This is a genomic window from Bacteroidia bacterium, assembly GCA_016218155.1.
Lineage (GTDB): Bacteria > Bacteroidota > Bacteroidia > Bacteroidales > GWA2-32-17 > GWA2-32-17.
The window spans coordinates 54443-75325 of the sequence record JACREQ010000008.1 but is presented as its reverse complement, the minus strand read 5'-3'; the positions used below and the strand labels follow the sequence as shown (position 1 = coordinate 75325).

Annotated in this window: 12 protein-coding genes; 3 read left to right on the top strand and 9 right to left on the bottom strand. The window is 30.4% G+C overall.

What is annotated here, in order from left to right; translation table 11 throughout:
• Positions 1-4: 4 nt before the first annotated feature.
• The 7 genes from HY951_01010 to HY951_00980 all read right to left on the bottom strand — a co-directional run bounded on the left by HY951_01010 (position 5) and on the right by HY951_00980 (position 9740).
• Positions 5-3316 (bottom strand): SpoIIE family protein phosphatase, encoded by a 3312-nt coding sequence (locus tag HY951_01010; protein MBI5538609.1) that lies wholly within the window; start codon positions 3314-3316, stop codon positions 5-7.
• 88 nt (positions 3317-3404) lie between these two features.
• Positions 3405-5516 carry a SurA N-terminal domain-containing protein gene (locus HY951_01005; protein MBI5538608.1) on the bottom strand — a complete coding sequence of 704 codons (2112 nt, stop codon included), beginning with the start codon at positions 5514-5516 and terminating at the stop codon, positions 3405-3407.
• Positions 5517-5584: 68 nt separating this feature from the next.
• On the bottom strand, positions 5585-6847 hold the full coding sequence (locus tag HY951_01000) for an HlyC/CorC family transporter (protein ID MBI5538607.1): 1263 nt from the start codon (positions 6845-6847) through the stop codon (positions 5585-5587).
• Entirely contained in the window at positions 6844-7047 is a 204-nt protein-coding gene (locus HY951_00995; protein ID MBI5538606.1) for a hypothetical protein, read from the bottom strand. Before HY951_00995 ends, HY951_01000 begins: the two co-directional genes overlap by 4 nt.
• Complete coding sequence (gene lptC, locus HY951_00990) at positions 7040-7603, bottom strand: LPS export ABC transporter periplasmic protein LptC (GenBank protein MBI5538605.1); 564 nt, start codon at positions 7601-7603, stop codon at positions 7040-7042. Before lptC ends, HY951_00995 begins: the two co-directional genes overlap by 8 nt.
• Before the next feature lie 27 nt (positions 7604-7630).
• Positions 7631-9019 (bottom strand): hypothetical protein, encoded by a 1389-nt coding sequence (locus HY951_00985; GenBank protein ID MBI5538604.1) that lies wholly within the window; start codon positions 9017-9019, stop codon positions 7631-7633.
• Positions 9003-9740 (bottom strand): type III pantothenate kinase, encoded by a 738-nt coding sequence (locus HY951_00980; protein ID MBI5538603.1) that lies wholly within the window; start codon positions 9738-9740, stop codon positions 9003-9005. Before HY951_00980 ends, HY951_00985 begins: the two co-directional genes overlap by 17 nt.
• 176 nt (positions 9741-9916) lie before the next feature.
• Here HY951_00980 and HY951_00975 point away from each other — a divergent pair, with 176 nt between their 5' ends.
• The gene (locus HY951_00975; GenBank protein ID MBI5538602.1) at positions 9917-12961 is read left to right on the top strand and encodes a PAS domain S-box protein; all 3045 of its coding nucleotides are present in this window, start codon (positions 9917-9919) and stop codon (positions 12959-12961) included.
• Here the strand turns inward: HY951_00975 and mfd are convergent.
• A complete protein-coding gene (gene mfd, locus HY951_00970) occupies positions 12951-16265 on the bottom strand; it encodes a transcription-repair coupling factor (protein MBI5538601.1) in 3315 nt (1104 codons plus the stop codon). The two genes, HY951_00975 and mfd, sit on opposite strands and share 11 nt — an antisense overlap.
• 150 nt (positions 16266-16415) lie before the next feature.
• Between mfd and HY951_00965 the strand changes: the two genes are divergently transcribed.
• Both HY951_00965 and HY951_00960 read left to right on the top strand, forming a co-directional pair.
• Positions 16416-17813 carry a hypothetical protein gene (locus HY951_00965; protein ID MBI5538600.1) on the top strand — a complete coding sequence of 466 codons (1398 nt, stop codon included), beginning with the start codon at positions 16416-16418 and terminating at the stop codon, positions 17811-17813.
• Positions 17814-17985: 172 nt separating this feature from the next.
• Positions 17986-18597: a hypothetical protein gene (locus HY951_00960; protein MBI5538599.1), complete on the top strand. Its 612-nt coding sequence runs from the start codon at positions 17986-17988 to the stop codon at positions 18595-18597.
• 143 nt (positions 18598-18740) lie between these two features.
• On the opposite strand, the gene scpA is transcribed toward HY951_00960, so the two are convergent.
• Positions 18741-20873 (bottom strand): methylmalonyl-CoA mutase, encoded by a 2133-nt coding sequence (gene scpA / locus HY951_00955; GenBank protein ID MBI5538598.1) that lies wholly within the window; start codon positions 20871-20873, stop codon positions 18741-18743.
• Positions 20874-20883: the final 10 nt, after the last annotated feature.

The following is a 20883-nucleotide window of genomic DNA, read 5'->3' as shown; positions in this document are numbered from 1 at the left end:
ATAATTATGAGATTTTCATTGTTTCTTTACCGAAATGTATTCCTGCAACAATAATATCATCGAGTTGAGGGTTATCACCACACCATTCAATAATAGTTTTATCAAGTATTCTACCTTGTTCTTTCATTGGTTGAGTGGTAATTTTAATCAACAACTCTTTAAGTGATTTATATTTAAATTTCTTTCCGTGTGGTCCTCCAAACTGATCTGCATAACCATCAGAAAACATGTAAATAGAATCACCTGCCGAAAATGGTATTTTTTCGCAACTAAAAGGTTGTTTGTTTATGTGAACACCGATAGGCATTTTGTCGCCCTTATACTCAGTAAGGAAGTTGTTACGAATAAAATATAGAGGATTGTTAGCACCTGAGAATTCAAGTTCTTTCTTTTCCCAGTCAACAATTATCAAGCAAATATCCATTCCATCTTTAGACTGTCCATCCTGACCTGTTTGTCTTAAAGATAAAATTACGTTTTCACGAAGTTGGTTAAGTAGTTCATTTGAGCTGATAATTGGGTGCATACCTATAACTTCATCAAGAAAAGCAATACCTAGCATACTCATAAAAGCACCAGGTACACCATGACCGGTACAGTCTGCAATTGCAAGATAAGTTCTGTTTTCTCTGTGAGAAATCCAGTAAAAGTCACCGCTAACAATATCTCGTGGTTTATAAAGTAAAAATGATTCGGGGAAATATTTTGCTATTTCTGCTCTTGTTGGTAACAATGCTTCCTGAATATTTTTGGCATAATTAATACTGTCAGTAATATCTTTATTTTTTTGCTCTACAATTTCTTTTTGTTTTACAACCTCAGTAGTCCTTTCTCTAACTGTTTTTTCCAGTCTTATTTTATCTTTTCTAAGTGCAGCTTCTCTGTATTTTATAAAAAGGAATATTAATATTATTATAACAAAAATTGCAGGAATAATAAACCACATTGATAAATACCATGGAGGATTGATCTCAAATGAATAAGTAATAGGTGTTTCATTCCAAACTCCATCGTTATTACATGCTTTTACTTTAAAAGTATATTTACCAGGAGGAAGTGCTGGGAAGTTTGCGTAATTTATTGACATAGCAGGAGACCATGAAGTGTCAATTCCTTCCATCATATATTTGTATAAAACTTTTTCTGGTATGGATAAGCTGTTAGCAGCGAAATTAAAGGTAATGTTGTTAATGTCGTAAGGTAACACAATATTAATAGGTAAACCTGATTTAGCATCAATACCATTAGAATATTTTGACCAGTCTTCTTTATTAAAATCGTATAAAATACTTGTAATATACGTATCTGGTTTTCTAATATTTAAAATATCTTTTTCAGGATCATACATTGTAACACCGTCCACAGTTCCAAACCAAATTCTGCCAATACTGTCTAAATAGCAAGCGTTTCGGTTGCACTCAAGACCCATAAACCCTTCAAGTTTTCCGTAATGTTTTAATTCTATTTTTTTATTTGAATTATAGGCTTTTAAATTTAATCTGTCTAATCCCTGGTTGGTGCCGATAAAAAGGTAATCGCCTGTTTTGTCAATAATTATCAAATAAATATTATTTGAAGTTAATCCTTTTGATTTATCGATTTTTTCAAAAGTTTTATTGTTGTAGCAATATATTCCTTCTTTTGATGCAATCCAATAGTTATTTTGTTTGTCTTGTGTTACAGAATTTATCTGACCTTCAATAAAATTATCTTTTTCTGTAAAATGTTTTAAAGTTATTCCATTATATACATATAATCCTTCCTGAGTACTAATCCAATAACTGTTGTTATTATCCTGAAAAATATTATAAACTGAAATTTTACTTAACTTATTAATTTCTGAATTGTTTTCTATTATTGTTGTATCTGAAAAAACTACAATTCCGCTTCCCATTGTTCCGCACCAGATATTGCCATTGTTATCTAGAGTTAAACAATTAAATGATTTGTTAGGGAGTTTCTTATTAATAGTTACGCCATAAAACTTTTTGTCGGCAGTATCATTGGTAATGTGAATAAATGAACTGTCATTTATATTAAAAATACTTAATCCACTCCAGGTACCAAACCATGTACGGTTATTTTTATCCTTAACAATAGAAAGGACATTACTTCCGATTAATGCTTTTCTTACTTCTTTTAAAATCTGTTGTTTATTTCTTTTTCGAATCTCATTATCCTTTATAGAACTTTCAGTCCTGAATGTTCCAAAATTGTAAAAGTTTTTGCCTAGGGGTTCATTGGCTCTATAATTAGAAACTCCTCCACCAAGGCAACCAATCCAAAGTTCTTCTTTTTGGTAACCTTTATATATCGAAAATACATTGTTATTATGTAATTTACTTGATGTGTTCCAGTTTCTAAAGGCTGTTGGTGGAATTAAAATTAGTCCGTTTTCTGTTCCAACCCATAAATTTTTCTCGTAATCTTTAATTATTACTCTGATTGAATTAAACTTGAGATTTTGTTTTGGCAAACAGGTAGGAAATGCATTATTTGAATTATAACAGTATTCAAATAACCATCCACGATAAGTTGATAATGTTATACTATTATCATTATTTATTAATGAACTGGTGAAGCTTTCTGATGTGAATAATGTTAGAATTGTATCTTTTAATAAAATATTTAATCCTTGTAATGTTCCAATAAGTAAATTGTTTTTATTATCCTGATTAATTGTAAATATTGTATTGCTTGATAGCCCATTATTCTTTGTCAGATTAACAACATTATTTCCGTTTATTTTAAATATCCCATTTAATTTTGTTCCAAGCCATAAATTAAACGTATTATCTTCAAATATTGTATAAATTGTAGATTGAGAGATTTCTGAAGATATATTTAATGCAGTTACTTTGTTATCTTTAATTGATGCAATTCCCTTACTTGTTCCAGCCCAGATTGTGCCGTTATGATCCTGAAATACTTTCCATACAGAATTATCAGGAAGACCATTTTCTGTTGTATAATTTGTTATTATTTTACCTGAAATTTTAGAAAGACCCTTATCGGTTCCTGCCCATATATCTCCATTTTTATCCTGAATAATTGAATATACTGTATTCCCTGCTAAGCTATCATCTTTGGTTATGTTTTTAAATTTTACACCATTATAAACATTTATTCCGCCACCAACTGTTCCAATCCAGATATTGCCTTTTTTATCCTGACAAAGTGAAAAAACCTGAGATTGAGCAAGTCCATCCTGAACTGTAAAAACACGACTGTAAATATTTTGAGAATATGAATAATAAGAAGTAAATATAAATATAGTTAGTAATGTAAATGATAAATAAGAAAACTGCTTTTTCATTCTTTTTAATATATGGTTTAAAAGTATAAAATATTTTACAAAAAAAGAATGAAAGCAAAAAAAAAGGGGCTAGTGCCCCTTTAATATTTTAATACCATGTTGACCGGTAATCTTTAATGTCTGCTAATTTTTTGAGAGCTTCAAATGCCTGATAATCTACTCTTGATTGAACTTCGTTTGATAATTGCATTTTAGCCATTTTTTCATCAACTGGTTGCTGACCTTTTGATTTGTTACTTACTACTAGCATGAAAACTCCATTATTACCTTTTACTGGGTTTGAAATTTTACCTTTATCTAGATAACATGATGTTGCAACTACATTTGGCTCAATTCCAACGCCTGGTAATGAGAATGAATTAAAATTAAGAGCAGTAGCATCCTGAGGCATTAGGTTTAATTTCTGAGCAATTGCATCAATTGAACCTGCTGAAGCAGCAGCTTTAAATTCAGCTGTGAATTTCTCTGCTTTTTTGTCTTTTTTTACTAAAGTAGTTAACTGATCTTTAATTTGATCTTTAGGAGCAATACCTTTTTCGCGAACTTCTGATAGATAAGCTACAACAAATTTGTCCTGATATTCGAAAGGTGTAGAAACTTCAGCTTTATTTGCTTTATATGCCCACCTGATAATATCTCTTGGAGTTTCTAAACCAGCAATTTGTCTGTCATTCTCGCGTAAATTACTTGCTAGTTTTTTAGTTAAATTTTCTTTTGTAATAGCAGCTTCGAATTTTTCTTTTGTAGAATTTACACCAGCAAATTGATAAACTTTTGTTTTAATTGTCTGGTATGTTTCTGAACTAGGTTCTATTTGCCAGTCAATAAATGCAATTTCTGCTTTATTGCTTTCTGCACTTTTTTCTATTATTTTAATAATGTGAAAACCAAATTGTGTTTCGGCAATTACTATATCACCTTTCTTACCATTAAATGATGCGTCTTCGAAAGGTTTTACCATCATTCCGGGTTTAAACCATTTTAAGTCACCACCTTGTTGTGCAGATCCTTTGTCGTCTGAATATTGCATTGCAAGAGCAGCAAAGTCGCCACCTTTTTCAATTACAGATTTTAAGCTGTCAGCCATTACTTTAGCCTGTTCTTTAGTTCTTTTTTCATTTGGTCCTATAAGTATATGGCTAGCATTTACTGAGTCGGCAATATTTTTAAATGACATTAAACGTGCAACTCTGTAAACATTATTTTCAATATATGGTCCATATACAAAACCAGGTTCAGCTGCAAAAATAATACTGTCAGCTGGAGGAAGAAGTGAAGTTTTTGAATAAAGTTTTTCAGCGTAAGGCACATCTGAATTTCTATTAACAAAATCAGGTATTTCTGTAATAGTTTGAAATTCAGTTTTTATTTCTTCCATTTTTGTTCTGATTTTCTCAATATCTTGTGCTGAAGGTAATACATCAAAAACTACATATTCAATATCTCTTGAAGCTTCTTGTTCAAAAAGATATTTATGTTCGTTATAATACTTTTCAATTTCTTCATCTTTAACAGTTATTGAAGAGTCAGAAACTTCACCGTACTTTTTCATTGCAAAGCGTATATCAACAAGATTAGAAGCATCTTCGGCATATTGTTTTGCTTCTGCTGAAGTTGTATATAACCCTTTTTTAACAAGTGAATAATATTTGTTTAATAAACGAGAATGCTCTAATTGTTTTTCAAAAGCAACCCAGCTTAATCGTGCTGCACCTGTTTCGTCCTTATCCATATTTGCTAAAAACTGTTTAACAAGGTTTGGATCAAATTGGCCAGTTTGCTCATTTTTAAAAATTGGAATTTGTAATACTTGTGGATCTATATTGTTTCCAACTACCATATCTTGTAATTCTGTAGCATTAACAGTAATTCCCAATTCGCCTAAATTATTAGCCAATACAAAGTCAGTAATTATTGATTCCCATGCCTGATCACGAATACTCTGTGTGGTTTCTTCGTCAGGAGTTGTTTCTGTTCTAGTATTTCTTTGATAATTTGCTATCAGTTCATTAACTCTTTCTTCGTATAGTTGAATCGGAACTGCTTCGCCAGCAACTTCAGCAACATCAGTTTTATTGCCCGAATTAAAAAGTGTGTTATTTGAAACAAGATCACTTAAAATAAAAGATAGAAGTGCAAGCCCGATAACTATTGATATTAGTAAACCTGCACGATTTCTGATTGTTTGTAATGTAGCCATTTTTATTAAATAATTTCCAATTTATTTTAGGGCACGAATATATAAAAAAAATACAACTTATGATGTAATTATTCTTGTACAATTTTTAATTGCACTAATTCAATTCGTGTGTTTGTAACTCTCAAAATTTTAAATGAATAATGACCAATAATTATTGTTTCGTTAATTTTGGGAATATTTTCATGGTTATAAAGAATATAACCAGCAATAGTTTCGTATTCATCTGTATCCGGAAAATTCAGTTCATACTTTTCGTTCAGATAGTCAATTTCCAATCTACCTGAAAGTAGATATTCAAAATCGTTAATTTTTTTATCTTCAAGATCATCGGTATCATGTTCATCTTTTATTTCACCAAAAATTTCTTCCATAATATCTTCAATAGTAACCATACCTGATGTTCCTCCAAATTCATCAACAACAACTGCTACACTTCTTTTTTGTTGAATAAATGTTGCCAATAATTTATTAGCAGGCATAGTTTCCGGTACAATAAGTACTTCGTGAACAATCTCATTAAGGCTTTTTGGTTTTAAAAATAGTTCCGATGAGTGAACATATCCAATTATTGTATCTATATTATTTTTATAAACTAGAATTTTTGAATAACCTGTTTCGATGAAAATATTTTTAAGATTTTCTATAGTGTCATTTGTTTCTATTGCTATTATTTCTGTTCTTGGGACAATGCATTCTCTAAGTTTTATTTTGCTAAAATCAAGAGCATTCTGAAAAATTTTAAGTTCGTATTCATCATCGTCAATACCATTTTTATTTTGCATTCTCTCATTTATGTAATTGTCGATATCAACCTTTCCAAATACTATATTATTATTTTTTTTAATATTAGCCTTAAAAACTCTTTTAAGTATTATGTTTGAAAAGTTTATAGTTGCCCAACTAAGAGGGTAAAAAAGAAAATAAAAAATAGATACAGGTATTGCAAAAATATTTAAAAATAGATTTGAATTTAATCTGAAAATTGTTTTGGGTAAGAATTCGGCAAAAAATAGAATTATAAATGTTGATATAAGCGTTTGTAATATTAAAATTCCGGATTCTGAATCTGTAAAATGTGATATTGGATCAGTAAGGATTTTTGCCATAAAAATACCATAAACAACTAATGCTATATTGTTGCCAATAAGCATTGTGGCAATATATTTTTTAGGATGAGTAATAAATAACGAAATAATATTTGAACTTTTAAAGCCTTGTTTCTTTTCAAGTTCTATTTGCAATCTGTTAGAAGAAAGGAATGCGATTTCCATTCCCGAGAAAAATGCTGAAAAAATAAGAGTTATAAATATAATTATAAGAATAGCACTCATTTTTTAGTGTTGTTATGGTCTGAGAATTTTCGCATTGCGCGCCGGAGCATGTACATAAATGCAGAGATAGCTGCAATAATAAAAAATACTGCACTTTCTTTAAAACCAGTTGTTACTACTTTATATGATCCTGTTACTGCTCCGAAAATTGTAAGTGCAAGCCATACATATTCCAATATTACTGTCCCTTTTTTATTCATCTTTTACATTTATTGTTCCTTTACCTTTTTTAAGAGTCCATTTATTAAAAGTCTCATCGGCTTCAAAACTATTGCCAGTAATAATTCCATCTGAAGTAGTTACCCTGCAAAAGCTATTGGAATAAATTATATGTTTGTTTTCATCCCAGAAAAGTTGTTCGGTATTAAGCATTTCACCTTTAATGTTTTGTGTTACAACATTAGTTTTGGCTTCCCATATTTTTTTACTTTCCCAGTGTTTTCCATATTCTGCAGTAATACTTGATTCAACTATTGGGTAATCTTTAAAAGTTTCTATTTTAAATCCTTTTTTAAACTCAAGAAAAGTATCTTTTTCTGATAAATAATAAGCAGATTCTTTTGCAAAACCTTTTAAAACTATTTTTCCTGAATCGGTTCTTAAAATTTCTACATCTTTTGCAAAAATCATTGGCTTAGCTGATAAATCAACTATTGCATTTACGGTTTCTAAATCATTGGTACATGATTGCAATAAAGTTACTCCAAAAACCAGAACCGCAAAAAATACTATTATTTTAGATTTTAAAATTTTCAATTAAAGAATTATTTATTTAATACTTTATTAATTGAATCTTCTCTTTACAAACCAGATATCGTAAAGGCTTAAGTTTACTGTTACCTGAAAATAGTTCTCTTTTATTAGGCTGTTTGCTGTTGTTCCTCTTTGTCCAACTTCTAATGCAACATTAATTATTGTAGGAAGCTTTTTTCTTAATCCAGATACCTCGCCCTTGTCTGGTTTTCTTAATGGTAAGCCAAACCCTAAACTGAAACCATAGTCAGTTATATTTGTATTTCTTAGATTTAAATACGATTTAGTATAATGTACACCTAATCTGTAGTGTATCATTTTTAAATAATTGTTTTGACGAAATGGGTCTGGGTTTATTTGAGTTCCAAATGCTAATGTGTGACTGTCAGAAAGAGAGTCGTTTATATTAAAGAATCGGGCAGCTGACCATTGTTGCCATCTGTAATCCAGAGCAAAAGTAACTCTGTCTTTGCTAATATAAGCAAAACCTACACCTACATTCATTGGAAAGCGTATAGCACCTTTTTTATTTACCTGGTTTTCGATAGTGTCAATCTTTACAGTTCCGCCAATATTTAAATACTTTGTTACCATTGAGGTATTTTTAGCATTCATGTCATTTTGGTTATCAAAGGTAAATCCGGCAATAATTGTGTATTTGTTTTTTCTTTCTGTTCTTGTAATTTCCTGATGGTTATAAATGTATTGTGCTCCAAATCTGAATCCTAAATCATTTATAATGATTTTATCTGAGGTGTACATGTCAAATACATTTGCTTCATCTGGAAAAACAGATGAAGTATGTCTTTCTAATGCGCCAAAATAATATGAGGTATTAAATCCTACAGATAGGCTTTTAGTGTTATAAAATGTTAATTTTTTATTTTCTTCCAGAATTCTTGTGAGAGTATCTGATTTTGTAAATAATCTAAATGCATTTCCAATATAAAATTGGTTTATTCCACCGTTACCCCTATAGGTGTTTTCAAGGTTTAAAGTATCGATTGTTTTAATATCAGAAATGTCATAACCTACATTGCTGTATGGAGATAATCCAATACTACTTGCCCACCATTTAGTAACCGGAAAACCTGCAGAAAAGTGGCTTAAATCAATATTGTTAACTTTATTACTCACAGCATCAGATTTGTAAGTTGTGAATCTTCCGGTAACTGATATGTCAAATATAAATGAAAGTGTATCGAAAGCAGTATATGATGCTGGATTAATGCTGTTTATTGCATGGTTTGAGCGTAAGGCAATTCCTGTTCCTCCCATTGCAAGCCCTGGTTGAAATGAATTTCCGGCTAAATCTCCAATACCAAACCTTGAATAAGGTGAGCTTGAAAAACTTTGTGCACCTGCTTTAATTCCAAGCATAGCACATAAAATGATAATAATACTAAATGTTTTTTTCATTAATTTCTAAAATTCGATGTAAGCCTAATGCAACAAGATTTGGTTGTACAAAGATGGGTTTTTTTAAGTTTCTTTCAAAAAAAATGGAATCACCACCTGTAATTATAACTTTTAAGTTATTATATTTTTTCTCTAAATTATTTATGTATCCTTCTGTTTCATATAGTATTCCGTATTGGACGCCAGCATGTATCGAATTTATTGTATTATTTCCGGGATAGTTAATTTCATTTAAATAACTTAATTCAGGAAGTCTTTTTGTAAAATGAGCAAGTGCTTTATATCTTGTTGTTAAACCTGGTGAAATTGCTCCCCCTAAATATTCATTTTTATTATTTAGTAAGTCAAAAGTAATTGCTGTACCTGCATCAATTATTAAGCAATTATTATTCGGAAATAATGTAAACGCACCTATTGCTGCACAAAGTCTATCTAAGCCCAGAGTTTCTGGTGATAAATATGAATTTTTTATTGGAATTTTGGTTTGGTGAGAAAATACAATAAAATTGTTAACAGTTTGATATAATGAAATAAGTGATTCTGGAATAAAATCTTTAACAGAGCAAACAATAATAGAATTAATATTATTATCTGAAATTTCTTTTGCAGTTAACTCCAATATATCCTGATTGCTGGTAACAATATGTGAATCAATAATATTATTGTTTGCAAATCTAGAAATCTTGGTATTAGAATTTCCTATATCTATGGTTAAATTCATTTGAAATGTAATTCTAATCTAAATAATTTAAATATTCATCATCAAATAATAAATTTAAAAGTAATTATAAACTCGTTAAATATTATTTTCTTGTAAATTTGTATTTTTATTGTAAAGTGCATTTTCAATTTGGGAGTAAAATTAAATAATTTTCAGATTTATTTAAGAATTAGCAGATGAAGGGAAAGAAAATAATTATCGTTGAGGACGATAAGATGTTGTTAACGGTTTTTTCACTGTTCGTAAATGAATTAGGGCACGATGTTCTTGGTGCATATACTGATGCGTCAGATGCAATAAAAAAATGCGGGGAAACCAGACCTGATGTAGTACTAATGGATATAAATCTTCCGGGAAGTATTGATGGGATTACTGCTGCTGAAAAAATTTATCATGAATATGATGTTCCGATTATTTATGTGTCAAGTTATACTGATGAAACAACTGTAAGTAAGGCACTAAAATCATCAACTTATGGTTACCTTGTTAAACCGATTGATAAAGTTACGCTTGGAATTACAATTGATTTGGTTTTTTCAAAACATAAGAATGATCATCATGCAAGGGTTAGTGAAAATCTTATTGATCATATTAATGATGGTATTTTTACAATTTCACTAAATGGGAAAATAACTTATTGCAATAAAGGTGCTGAATCAATTTTTGGATTAAAAAGAGAAAAAATAAATGGACTAAATTTTCATGATCTTTTTAAAGGAAATGGGGATATTACTTCAAATATATTAGAAAAAACATTAGAAACTGAAAGATTAGAAACTGAAATTTCTTTTGTTTCAAATGAAGGAGAAATAAAGCATGCTTTTCTATCATTGTCTGTTCTTAATGATGAAATTGATGAAGTATTTGGTTTAGTTTGTTATTGTAAAGATATTACTTCAAAAATGAAGGCCGAAGAATCGGCTAAAAACTATATAGCAAATTTAAAAGCAATTTTTAATGGTGCTACCGAGGCTATTTATTTGGTTGATAAAGAATTGCAATTGATAGAGCTGAATAAATTAGCACAACGTTATCAGATTAAAACTTTTAATAAAGAAGTTGTTGCAGGTGATTCAATCTTTGATGTGTTTTATTTTTTGTCACATGATGATTTGGATAATTTATTTAAATCTGCATTAGAAGGTGTTTCACATTTTCTTGAAAGATCTGCGTTAATTGGAAAAGAATACAGGTATTTAAAAATAACAATTTACCCGGTAGTTTATCAGGAAAATAATAATATTGATAGATTTTGTATTTCAATATTAGATATTACCGAGAACAAAAAGATTGAAAAAGATTTAGAAGAAACAAAAAATGAATTAAAACCTTTATTTGATAGTAGTATCCAGCGATTTTATTTAAGCGATCTTAATTATAAGGTAGTGACATTTAATAAAGCTGCACGCGATGTTATTATGAAGGAATTTAGTAGGGTAATACAACGCGGTGATAATGTGTTAGATTTTGTTCCAGGTGAAGAAAGGCAGAAAAATTTTATTCAGAAGTTTGAAGAAGCAAAAAAGGGCCATAGTATTGTATATAAGGAAATGATAGTAATTAGGGAAATGGAAGTATGGAATGAAACCCATCTCGATCCGGTTATGAATCATAGAGGAGAAATTTATCGTGTACTTATTTGGACTCTTGATGTTTCTGAACGTGAAAAGAACTTAAACGAACTTAAAGAAACTCAAGAACGTTATGCCCTGGTTGCTAAAGGTGGAAATGATGGTATTTGGGATTGGGATATTTTAGAAAATACAGTTTATCTTTCACCACGGTGGAAAAACTTACTTGGATATGAAGATTATGAATTAAAAAATGAGTTTGGTGTTCGGGATGGATTTATACATAAAGATGATTATGACCACGCAAAAAAATGTTTGGATGATTATCTTGATGGAAAAACACAGTATTATGAAAACGAACTCAGATTAAAACATAAAAACGGGCACTTTGTTTGGGTAATTGAAAGGGGTGTTTTAATGCATGATGAAAATGGCAAACCAATTCGTTTGGCAGGTTCAATAACCGATATTTCACGCCTTAAAAAAGTTGATGAAGAAATTCATACAACTAACAAAATTTTGCTTGATGAGCGAAATATGTTTCTGCAAGGGTCTGTTGTTATTGCAAGAGTTAAGGCAACAGATACATCAAAGGTAGCATATATCTCAGAGAATGTTAAACATATTCTGGGATATACACCTCATGAATTCTTAACAGGTATTGTTACATATGATTCATTGATTCATCCTGATGACAATGTATTTCATATAAAAGAAAGAAAAGAAGCATTAGCAAGAAATGCTTCTCATATAGAGTATTCGCCTTACAGAATGATGCGTAAAGATGGCAGTTATTTGTGGGTTAAAGATTTTGCAAGTAACATCAGAGATGAAGATAATGTTATTACTGATATTTTAGGCTATTTTATTGATATAACAGAACAAAAAAATACAGAAAGAATTCTTTTAGAAAGTCAGAAAAAATATTTCTCGATGTTTAAAGAGGGGAGTGATGCTATTATTATTGTGGATAAGGACAATGTTTTTGAGTGTAATGAGAAATCAGAAAATCTGTTTGGATATTCCCGTGAAGAATTAGTTGGGATGAATGTTATTGCTCTTATGCCCGAAAGTCAGCCTAATGGAATGTTGTCAGTTGAAAAAAGAAAAAAGAAAATAGCTGAGGCATACAATGGCGAAAAAAGTACATATTACTGGCAATATAAAAAGAAAGATGGTTCTGTATTCGATGCTGAAGTAAGTTTAACTGTACTTACTTTAAATGAAAAACAATACATGCATGCCAGTATCAGAGATATTTCTGAACGTAAAAATATTGAAAGAAATCTTCGCGAGAGTGAACAAAAATACAAAGCATTATTGGATGCTATTCCTGACTTGTTATTTATAGTTGATAGAAATGGTTTATATTCATATTTTAAACCGGATATTTATCACGAATTGGAAGTGCCCGTTGAAAGTGTTATTGGTAAACGTTTAGAAGATTTTTTTACTGGAAAGATGTTAGAAAAAGTTCGCGATTGTATTATTGACTCTCTTGATAATTCAAAAGTGCAGGTTGTAGATTACGAGCTTAATTCTCCTATGGGAATGCGTTCGTTTGAAGCAAGAATCTCTCCAATTGATAAAGACCATATTTTGATGCTGGTAAGGGATAAGATTCAGAGCGGGGAATATGCTAATAAGTAACGTTTCGGTTATTTGTTACATTTTGAATAAAACTTTCCAGTATTTGATTTGCTTTTTCAATACTGCTTACCTTATCAAAATTCAAAGACAACTTATCGTTAGTTTCTTTTAATCCGGAAGCACTTTTTGATGTATGAATATATTGCAAAATGTTACTAAAAAACGGTGAGCTATAATATGGTGAAGATTTATCGGTAATAAAGTAACAAATAAAACGGTTTTGTTTTAATATTATTTTTTCAAAACCGAGTTGCTTTGCTTTCCAGCGAAGCCTTAATACATCAAATAATCCTAAAACTTCTTTAGGTAGTTTCCCAAACCTGTCAGTTAACGAATCAGAAAAAAGTTGAAGTTGTTTTTCGTTTTCAATATTATCAAGTTCACGATATAACTTAATTTTTTCTGACATGTTCTCAACATATTTTTCCGGAATAAAAAGTTCCATATCTGTTTCTACAACGCAATCGTGAGAGTACTCTTTGTTAACAGAAGACAGATCGGCTGTTTTTGGTGCAGGTGTTATATTCTGAAATTCGCTTTCGTGTAGTTCTAACATTGCTTCCTGAAGAATTTTTTGATATGCATCAAATCCAATGTCAGCAATAAAACCGCTTTGTTCCCCCCCTAGTAAATTTCCTGCACCACGAATATCCAAATCCTGAAGTGCAATGTTAAAGCCGCTTCCCAATTCGCTAAATTCTTCAATTGCCCTTAATCTTCTTTTTGAATCAGTGGGTAAGGTGTCAATTGGTGGAGCCATAATATAACAGAATGCTTTTCTGTTTGAGCGACCAACCCTGCCACGTAACTGATGCAAGTCGCTTAAGCCGAACATGTGCCCGTTGTTAATTATAATTGTGTTTGCATTCGGAATATCTAAACCGTTTTCTACAATTGTTGTTGATATTAAAACATCATTGTTCCCATTAATAAAATTAAGCATCAATTTTTCCAGTTCTGCCGGTTTCATTTGTCCGTGACCGACTGCGGTTCTTGCATGCGGACATATTCTTTTTATTAAAAGTTCTACTTCCTGAATGTTTTGTACGTGATTGTGTACAAAAAATACTTGTCCATTGCGGTTAAGTTCATAATTTATTGCATCACGAATCAGGTCTTCGTTAAAAATGTGTACTTCCGTAACAACAGGCTGACGGTTTGGTGGTGGAGTGTTTATAATTGACAAGTCCCTTGCGCCCATTAATGAAAACTGTAGTGTGCGAGGTATTGGTGTAGCAGTTAAAGTTAATGTGTCAACATCTATTCTTATTGAACGTAATTTTTCTTTTGCAGCAACACCAAACTTTTGTTCTTCGTCAATAATTAAAAGTCCAAGATCTTTAAATTGTACTTCTTTGTTTAGTAATTTATGTGTGCCAATAACAATATCTATTTTACCTGCAGATATTTCTTTAAATATCTCTTTTTGTTCGGCAGCAGTTTTAAACCTGCTTAGGAATTCAATTTTACAAGGGAAATCTTTTAATCTGTCAGAAAAAGTATAATAATGCTGAAGTGCCAAAATTGTTGTAGGAACTAACACTGCAACTTGTTTACTATCTGTTACAGCTTTAAAAGCTGCACGAATAGCAACTTCTGTTTTTCCAAATCCTACATCACCACAAATTAATCTGTCCATCGGAACAGCTTGTTCCATATCAGCTTTTAAGGCATTAGTAGCTTTTTCCTGATCTGGTGTATCTTCATAAATAAATGAAGCTTCTAATTCTTTTTGTAAATAAGTGTCGGGAGTAAATGCAAAACCTTTTTGTTGTAATCTTTTTGCATAAAGGTCTATAAGATCTCGTGCAATATCTTTTACTTTATTTTTTGTCTGTTGTTTTAATCGTGTCCAAGCACCAGTACCAAGTTTATTAAGCTTTGGAACATCGCCATCTTTACTTTTATATTTTGAGATTTTATGCAGTGAGTGTAAATTAACAAAAAGTATGTCTTTGTCTTTGTATACTAATCTTATTTGTTCCTGCCATTTTCCATTAAGATTTACTTTTTCTAAACCACCAAATACTCCAATCCCATGGTCAATATGTACAATGTAATCGCCGGGATGCAGATTGTAAAATTCGTTAAGAGTAATGGTTTCGCTTTTCAAAAAATCATCTCGTAACTTGTATTTATGGTATTTTCCAAAGATCTGATGGTCTGTATAACAACATACTTGAAGATCGTTATCAATAAATCCTTCATGAATATTAAGCGACCTTGTTTCAAAAAGTCCAGGAATACCCATATCGTCAAAAATTGCATTAAGCCGCTCAATCTGGTGTGGGTTATCCGATAAAATATACACTTTGTATTCTTTAGATTTTCTGTCTATTAAATCAGAACCTAATAAATCAAAGTTTTTATTAAATGAGGGTTGTGAAGCAGTACTGAATTGCAAAATCTGATCATGCTTTTTTATGCAACTTACTCCGGTTTCGAAAATTGTGAAATTTGTTGTATTGTCAAATAATTCCTGAGCAGTTCCAAGTAATTCGGAATTATTAGAATTAAATAGTTCAATTTGTTTTTCAAATAAACCTGAATCTTTTAAAAATACTATGGGTTCATTTTTGAAGAATGAAAATAATGTAGAATTTGCTGAGATTCCGTCTTTCTGATTGAAATCTGGTACAATTGCAAACTTTTCAAATTCTTTTATGCTTAATTGATTTTCGATATTAAAACTGCGTATGTTGTTAACTTCATCGCCAATGAAATCAATACGGTAAGGGTTTTCGTCTGAAAAAGAAAAAATGTCTATAATGCTTCCCCTAAATGCATACTGACCGGGTTTGTATACGAAGTCTGCGCGTTCAAAATCATAGCTTACTAAAACTTCTTCAATAAATGAAGATGAGACTTTTTCACCCTTATGTAGTATTAAAGTATTATCACTAAGATTTTCACTGCTTATAACTTTTTCAGAAATAGCTTCGGGATATGTAACAATTAACAATGAATTACTGGCAGAAGAAACTTTTTCTAAAACACCGGTTCGTATAACAGAATTTGCAGTATTTAAATCGTTGATATTATATTTTTTTCTGAATGAAGATGGAAAAAAAAGAACATTTTGTTCGTTAAGAATACTGAATATATCTGAATAAAAATTTGCAGCTTCTTCTTTTTCAGGAAGAATACAAACAATGTTTTTATTCGCATTTTGAAATACTGATGCAATGAAAAACGCCTGTGATGAACCACTCAGACCTTTTAATAAAGAATTACTAGGTTCTGATTTGTTAACAGAATCAAGTGCTTTATTAAAACTATGGTGGCGAGTGTATAAATCAAGCATAAATAAGAATAGCGAAATATTTATGCAAAGTTAATATTTTGAGAATGAAATTGAATATATGCTTAAGTAGATTATTGTGAATGCAAATATTTATGTAATTAGACTATCTTTACATTGTAAATATATAACTGTTATTTTGTGAGTTGAAAAATGAAAGAAATTCAGAAAAATAATCTGATATTTTTAGTCTCTCTTGTTATTCTTATTTTCCCGTATATATATCTTAGTTTTTATGCAAATCCGGCAGCAGATGATTTTACTTATGCTCACAAAGAAAAAGCTTTAGATTTTTTTAGTACACTAATTAATGAATATTTAAACTGGAATGGCAGATATACTTCAAATGTTTTTGTTTTAATAAACCCTATTGCTTTTAATTCGTTTTTGTTTTATAAACTGATCCCTGTTTTTATTATAGTCTTGACTTTTCTTTCATACCTTTTATTTGTAAAAACATTATTAAGTGATATTGTAAGTAACATTATTAGTTACATTATTTCATTGTTGCTTACTTTGTTGTTTATTTATCAGATGCCAATTATTTCGGAAGGTATTTATTGGTATACAGGTGCTGTAACATATCAGCTGGGAAATATTTTTGCACTTATATTAATTTGTTTATTATGGCAATTTGTTAAAAGGAAATTTATATTTGGGAACAGTATCATTCATTTAATGATATTAACTCTAATTTTAATTTCTGCAATAGGCTTTAATGAAGTGTTAATGTTGTTAATATTGTTCTTTTCATTTGTCTTTTTGTTTATTCAATTTAAAAATAAATTAGAAAATAAGAATCTTGCAATTTATATTTCTATAATAGCATTAATATTTTCATTAATGGTATACTTAGCGCCTGGTAACTCAATAAGGGAAAGCAATTTTTCCAATATTCATAATCTATATCATTCTGTTATTTATTCTATTGCTCAAACCGGAAGATTCTTTGTTATCTGGTTATCTTCAGTTCCGCTTTTGTTACTGTCATTTTTATTTTTCTTTTTAAATAAAACCCTTTCCAGCAGATTAAAAATATTTTCAGTTTCTTTTTATTTATCTCCTGTTTATTCTACGTTAATCCTATTTTTTATTTTATTTATAAGTGTTTTTCCGGCTTATTGGTCAACAGGAATGTTAGGACAACACCGTACACTAAATGTTGCTTATTATTTTTTCATTTTATTTTGGTTCATAAACCTTAATGTATGGTTTAATTATTTTGAAAATAGATTAAGAAATATTCGAAGTCCAAATAAAAAAGTAAATATTTTTGTTATTTGTATTATTCTTGGCTTTCTTGCCTTTAGTAGAAATGGTTATAGTTCACTTACTGATATGATTTATGGAAAAGCAAGTTCGTTTAACAAACAGATGAATGAAAGGTATGATATTATAAAGTCTTCAAAAGATACTATATTTTTTAAGCCAATTAAAAATCCGTCTAAATGCTTACTGATTTATGACATAAGCAATAATCCTGAGCATTGGCTAAACAGGTGTTATACCGTTTATTTCAATTGCGAAAATAAGACTGTTGTTAAAGATTAGTATTTAAATAAGCATGTTATTTGTTATTTTGTTAAATTAGTTTATTTTTACTTAAAATATATATTAGTAAATTGAAATTTAAATTTTTTACTTTATTTTATGTTGTTATTATATATTGGTTTAATTATTTATTCATAATTGAAAATTAGAAATGTTTTAATCGATAAGTTAAATGAAAAATATATTATTAATTATTCTTGCTTTTTTATCTGTTAGTAGCTTTTGTCAAACGGATACTACTAAAAGTAAGATTGAATTTGGCTTAAGTGTAAGCACAGTTGAAAAATATATAAATGATTTTGGTAGAAATGCTATCAATTATATTCCTCAATTAACTTTTACTTACGGGAAATTTACATCAAAAGTAGGTTTAAAGTATGGTCCTAATCAAATTCAAGATGGTTATTTGCACGAATTGATACTTAAAAAGATTCGTGGTGGAATAATATCATTTCAATTTATTCCAAACAAAAAAGCAAGAGTCTTTGACTTATACTTTTTATCAAACATATCTATTTTGAATTTCAAAAAACATGAATTTAATATGGTACCAGGTTTTTTATATCATAATGAAACCAAATCTATGTTTCTTATTGAGCCAACTTTAGGATATGGTTTTAAAATTAAATTTTTAAAAAATTTTTATTTTTCGTCCGATATTTCTTTTGGATATTCATTTCAAAAAATAGCCTATACGAGTGAACCTACTGAAAAAAGAAAAATTTTAATCGGAAATATTTTGTTTGGCATCGGCTATAAGTTTAAAATTAAAAAACATACTTAACTTGAACTCAATATAAGTTAATTGTTATATTCTTTGTGCCTTTGCGTCTTCGCGAGCTTATTTTTATTTTTTAAAGTTTAAGTATTCTTATTGCATTGCTAAATTTAAAATTTACTCTCTTTGTCTTGTGTTAAAATTGTTTCTTAATTCCCTAACAATATATTCAATATCTTAATTGCCGCCTCAGCAATTTTTGTTCCCGGTCCGAATATGCCTACTACACCTGCTTTGTATAGAAAGTCATAATCCTGGGAAGGAATAACACCACCTACAATAACCATAATATCATCGCGACCATGTTTCTTTAATTCTTCAATAACTTGTGGAACTAAAGTTTTATGTCCTGCAGCTAAACTGGATACTCCAAGTATATGAACATCGTTTTCTACAGCTTGTTTAGCAGCTTCTGCAGGTGTCTGGAAAAGTGGTCCCATATCAACATCAAAACCCATATCTGCATATGCAGTGGCAACAACTTTAGCGCCACGGTCGTGACCGTCTTGTCCCATTTTGGCAACCATAATACGTGGGCGACGACCTTCTTTTTCGGCAAATTTATCAGCTAAATTTCTTGCTTCATTAAATTTGTCGTTGTCTTTTGTTTCTGAAGAATACACACCAGATATCATACGAATGTTAGCTTTATATCGTCCGTAAACTTTTTCAATTGCAAAAGAAATTTCCCCCAAAGATGCTCTTTTTTTCGCAGCATCAACTGCTAATTCTAAAAGATTTCCTTCACCGGTTTCGCAAGCCTTGGTAATTGCAGCTAAAGCATCCTGAACTTCAATGTTGTTTCTGTTTTTGCGAAGTAAGTCAAGTCTTTTTAGTTGCGATTCGCGAACAGCTGTATTGTCAACTTCTAAAGTATCGATAGGATCTTCTTTTTCTAAACGGTATTTATTTACACCAACAATTATTTCTTTTCCAGAGTCAATTCTTGCTTGTTTTCTTGCAGAAGCTTCTTCGATTCTCATTTTTGGAATACCTGTCTCAATAGCTTTTGCCATTCCACCAAGCTCTTCAATTTCTTCAATATGTTTCCAGGCTTTTTGTGCAATTTCATTTGTTAAATATTCAACATAATATGAACCTGCCCATGGGTCAACGGATTTACAAATATTTGTTTCTTCCTGTAAATATATTTGTGTGTTACGTGCAATTCTTGCAGAAAAATCAGTTGGTAAAGCAATCGCTTCATCAAGTGCATTTGTGTGTAACGATTGTGTGTGACCTAATGCAGCGGCCAATGCTTCAACGCATGTACGTGCAACATTATTAAACGGATCTTGTTCTGTTAAACTCCAGCCTGAAGTTTGTGTATGTGTACGTAATGCAAGCGATTTTGGATTTTTAGGATTAAATTGTTTTACGATTTTTGCCCATAACAATCTAGCAGCACGCATCTTTGCAATTTCCATAAAATGATTCATTCCGGCTCCCCAGAAGAAAGATAATCTTGGAGCGAAATTATCAATATCTAGTCCGGCTTTAATTCCGGTTCTTAAATATTCAAGGCCATCTGCTAAAGTATATGCAAGTTCTATATCGGCAGTAGCACCGGCTTCCTGCATGTGGTAACCAGATATACTTATTGAATTAAACTTTGGCATTTTCTGAGAAGTGTATTCAAAAATATCAGCAATAATTCGCATTGAAGTTACAGGAGGATAGATATATGTGTTACGTACCATGAATTCTTTAAGAATATCATTTTGAATAGTTCCTGTTAATTCTTCAAGTTTTGCACCTTGTTCTAAAGCAGCAACAATGTAAAAAGCAAGTATTGGTAAAACCGCTCCGTTCATTGTCATTGATACTGACATTTTGTTAAGAGGTATCTGGTCGAAAAGAATTTTCATGTCCAGAATAGAGTCAATAGCAACACCTGCTTTTCCAACATCGCCAACAACGCGCTCGTGATCTGAATCGTAACCACGATGTGTAGCAAGGTCAAATGCAACTGAAAGTCCCATTTGTCCGGCTGCAAGATTTCTGCGATAAAATGCATTCGATTCTTCGGCTGTAGAGAATCCTGCATATTGTCTGATAGTCCATGGCTTTGTTACATACATTGCAGGATATGGGCCACGTAAAAACGGAGCAATACCGGCAGCATAGTTTAAATGTTCCGCATTTTTAATATCAGCCTCTGTGAAAAATGGTTTGATATTTATTAGTTCTGCTGGTTCCCAAACATTATTTGATGTAGTTTGTTTTTGAGGCTTAACAGAACTTACACTATTTAATTTTATATTTTTAAAATTTGGCTTCATAAATAAAAAC